At 48.3% G+C, this 3,359-nt stretch carries 3 protein-coding genes; all 3 read left to right on the top strand.

Annotation, left to right across the window (positions count from 1 at the left end; genetic code table 11):
* The first annotated feature begins 28 nt into the window (after positions 1–28).
* Positions 29–304, top strand: a complete 276-nt coding sequence (gene groES / locus ACCM36_RS06170) for a co-chaperone GroES (protein WP_370572877.1) — start codon at positions 29–31, stop codon at positions 302–304.
* A gap of 55 nt (positions 305–359) precedes the next feature.
* Positions 360–1,970 carry a chaperonin GroEL gene (gene groL, locus ACCM36_RS06175; RefSeq protein WP_370572875.1) on the top strand — a complete coding sequence of 537 codons (1,611 nt, stop codon included), beginning with the start codon at positions 360–362 and terminating at the stop codon, positions 1,968–1,970.
* A 283-nt stretch (positions 1,971–2,253) separates the two neighbouring features.
* Positions 2,254–3,359: Clp protease N-terminal domain-containing protein (locus tag ACCM36_RS06180; protein WP_370572876.1), on the top strand; the 1,106-nt coding region annotated here is incomplete at its 3' end.

Genomic DNA, 3,359 nt, shown 5'->3' on the forward strand with positions numbered 1-3,359 from the left:
GCATACTTTCATTTGGAGGATATCAGCAATGATCATCAAACCGATTGGAGAGAGAGTATTAATAAAAGTGGTCAAACAGGCCGAAAAGACCGATAGCGGCATATACCTGCCGGAGTCAGCCAAAGAAGAGAAGAAAGAAGGCGTTATTGTTGCTGTAGGCACGTTTGAGGATGGGCGTGAACTGCCTGTGAAAAAAGGGGACCACGTGATATATGGTGGTTACAAGAGCGATGAAATGGACATAGATGGCGAGTTGCACGTATTCGTCGACTTAAAGGATCTGCTTGCAGTAATAGAAAAATAGGCATTACGAAGTAAGAGAAAATAATAGATGAAAGATGGATGAACGAGGTGTATAAATGACTTCCAAACAGATCACATTCCATGAGAACGCACGTAGATCATTATTGAATGGTGTGGACAAGGTAGCTAATACAGTGAAGATCACATTAGGTCCAAAGGGACGCAACGTCGTACTAGACAAAGCTACCAGCCCGGTGGTAACAAATGATGGCGTTACCATTGCAAAAGAGATCGAATTGAAAGACAAGTTTGAGAATATAGGTGCAAAACTTGTGAAAGAGGTGGCTTCCAAGACCCAGGACACCACAGGCGACGGTACCACCACTGCAACCCTGCTTGCTCAGTCCCTTATCACCGAAGGTATAAGGAACATCACTGCAGGTGCCAACCCCATAGAGGTCAAGAAAGGTATAGAAAAGGCAACAGAAGCAGTAGTAAAACACATCAAAGAACAAAGCCAGGATGTAAAGGACAAAGCCAAGATCGTCCAGGTTGCCACAATATCGGCCAACAATGATGAAGAGATTGGTAGTCTGATCGCAGGAGCCATGGAAAAGGTGGGATACAACGGCGTGATCACCGTAGAAGACTCCAAGACCATGGAAACCAGCCTTGAAGTCGTGGAAGGTATGCAGTTCGAGCGGGGTTTTGTATCCCCTTATATGGCTACCGACCATGAGAAACTGACATGCGAGTTCGATGAGCCATATATCCTCATCACGGACAGAACCATAAGCACAATGAACCAGGTCATCCCTGTGCTGGAAAAAGTTGCAAAGGAAGGCAGATCTTTGCTGATAGTGGCAAAAGATGTCGAAGGTGATGCCCAGGCAGGCATTATACTGAACATCATGCGTGGTGCTTTAAAGGTCTGTGCCGTGAAGGCTCCGGGCTTCGGTGATGATCAGAAGGACATGCTTGAGGACATAGCTGTGCTCACCGGCGGTATGGCCATCAGTGAAGACAAGGGCATGAAACTTGAAGACTTTACCAGTGAGATGCTGGGCCATGCAAGAAAAGTCACAGTGGACAAGAACAAGACTACTATCGTAGAAGGCAAGGGTAACAAGGCTGCAATCGAACAAAGAATGAGACTTATTGATTCACAGATCAAGCTTACAGATTCGGAGTACAAAAAGAAGGAACTCAAGAGGCGTCTGGCAAAGCTTGGCGGTGGCGTCGCAGTTATTAAAGTGGGTGCAGCCACTGAAACCGAACTAAAAGAAAAGAAGATGAGGATCGATGATGCTCTGAACGCTACAAAGGCAGCAGTGGAAGAGGGAGTCGTTGCAGGTGGCGGCGTTACGCTGTTCCATGCAACATCCGTACTGGATGGACTAAAACTCAACGGCGACCAGCAGATCGGTGCCACGATCGTTAAAAGGTCACTTGAAGAGCCAATGCGTCAGATAGCCATCAACGCAGGCAGAGAAGGTGCTGAGATCGTTGCCCGTGTACGCACAGAAGCAAATCCGAACTTCGGATATAACGCCAAGACCGATGTATTCGAGGACCTCTTTGAGGCTGGTGTGATCGATCCCACAAAGGTCGTACGCAATGGGTTGCAGAACGCCGCATCCATCGCAGGCATGGTACTGACCACCGAGGTCCTGGTTGCGGATTTCGATGACGAGAAAGATGAAAGGACTGCTGCGATCATAATCTGATCGCCTTCCTTTATAGAGATAGAGATAAACTGCACAAGATATGAAATTCAGAGGCCCATATTTTACTGCACCTTTCTTCGGGTGTGTGGGCATGACCTTTAGGCCATGACCCGATTATCCTTTTTATGTACTGGTTTAGGGCAGTCGTACAGCCAGTTTTCTATGGATCTGAAAATCTTTCTGGAAAACTAATGTCAATGTTTTAGTACAGCGAGTCGAACAGCGGTTATAAGACATATCATGATAATTGATTATTGGGATTGAACCATTAAGGGGGAAAAGTATGGATTTGAATCGTTTCACTCAGAAAGCCCAGGAGGCCATCCAGGGCTCAACGACGATCGCTGCCAGATACCACAACCAGCAGATAGATTGCGAACACCTGCTCCTCGCAATGTTGGAACAAAGCGGGGGGTTAGTACCCACATTGTTGCAGAAGCTTGACGTGGAGCCGGGCAGAGTCACCGAGAAGGTCGAGGACAAGCTGGCAGGCCTACCACAGGTATCCGGCCCCGGTGGAGAGCAGGTCTACATGACCCAGACATTCAAGAGGGTGCTGGATGCCTCCGGCAAGATCGCTGGCAAGATGCAGGACGAGTTCGTCAGTGTGGAACACCTGCTTATAGCCATTGCGGAGGAAAAGGATTCCGTAGCAGGTAAAATACTTGCAGGCGAAGGTATTAAAAAAGACCGTCTGCTTGTTGCCATCAAGGAGATAAGAGGTGGCAGACGCATTACCTCAGAGAATCCGGAAGATACAATGGAACCACTTAAAAAGTACGGTATCGATTTCACTGAGCTTGCATCACAGGGTAAGCTTGACCCGGTGATCGGCCGGGAGCAGGAGATCAGGCGCACCATAGAGATCCTTTCCCGGCGCAGGAAGAACAACCCTGTACTCATCGGCGAAGCTGGTGTGGGTAAGACAGCTATAGTAGAAGCTCTGGCACAGCGTATTGCAAAAAGGGACGTCCCGGATGCAATGAAAGAAAAGCGCATAGTTGCCCTGGACATGGGGGCTCTTATCGCCGGTGCCAAGTTCAGGGGAGAGTTTGAGGAGCGTCTTAAGGCTGTACTAAAAGAGGTTGCAGAATCTGAAGGACAAATAATCCTATTCATAGACGAGCTGCACACCATTGTTGGTGCAGGAGCTACTGAAGGTGCCATGGATGCAGGTAACCTGCTCAAGCCCATGCTGGCACGTGGTGAACTGCATTGTATCGGTGCCACCACACTGAACGAATACCGCAAGTACATTGAAAAGGATGCAGCACTTGAGCGTCGTTTCCTGCCTGTGATGGTGGAGCAGCCCACAGTAGAGGACACAATATCCATCCTGCGTGGACTTAAGGAAAAGTATGAAGTTCACCACGGTGTGCGTCTGAAAGA

It is taken from the genome of Methanomethylovorans sp. (assembly GCF_041305605.1).
Taxonomy (GTDB): Archaea; Halobacteriota; Methanosarcinia; order Methanosarcinales; family Methanosarcinaceae; genus Methanomethylovorans.

Bases quoted from the DNA above. Each gene is read 5' to 3' on its own strand.
- groL (WP_370572875.1), top strand. From the start codon at position 360: ATGACTTCCAAACAGATCACATTCCATGAGAACGCACGTAGATCATTA.
- groES (WP_370572877.1), top strand. From the start codon at position 29: ATGATCATCAAACCGATTGGAGAGAGAGTATTAATAAAAGTGGTCAAA.